Genomic DNA, 555 nt, shown 5'->3' with positions numbered 1-555 from the left:
TTTTTTAAAAAGAGGGTTTTTAATAAGCAAACACATAGTTGAGATACACGCTATAGAGTCTTCGGTATTCCAATTTAGTTCCCAAGTAAGAATAGTAATTCGTGTTAATGGTAGGGATTTTCACGCCCAATTCCATGCCATGTTGAGCCGCATGATGGCTATCTTTTTTCTTAGGTCTAGCGAGATTGGTTCTCAAGCCTAAATTGAATAAAAATTGGAAATTAGCCGTATTCACTTTAGCGCTATAGACATTGCTGATGGTTTTTAAATTCACGAATTGAGAATTAAGCCATGAAGTCCCTGCTAGCGCAATACCTCCAAAAAGCCCCACTGAAATCTTGTTATTCTTGCCTAAAAAATTGGTGTTTTTATCGTTGATGAAATTAAACAATAAATCACTACCCACCCCATAAGTCCATACATCAGAAGCCGAGTTGAAGAAATTGGATTTGATATAGGCGTGGTTGTAATCAAAGAAACCATAATACCTTAACCCCCATCTTTTCTTTTCTCCAAAAAATTGCTTATAACCCACTTGCACCCCAAGGCCATTCA

The 555-nt window shown here is 36.9% G+C and carries 1 protein-coding gene; it reads right to left on the bottom strand.

Features of this window, described 5'->3' with window-relative positions; translation table 11 throughout:
- Positions 1-19: 19 nt before the first annotated feature.
- Positions 20-555: outer membrane protein (locus FIM66_RS07985; protein WP_140600367.1), on the bottom strand; the 536-nt coding region annotated here is incomplete at its 5' end.

This window comes from Helicobacter pylori, from assembly GCF_006439795.1.
Classification (GTDB): domain Bacteria; phylum Campylobacterota; class Campylobacteria; order Campylobacterales; family Helicobacteraceae; genus Helicobacter; species Helicobacter pylori_CR.
This window is presented reverse-complemented; position numbering and strand designations above follow the sequence as displayed.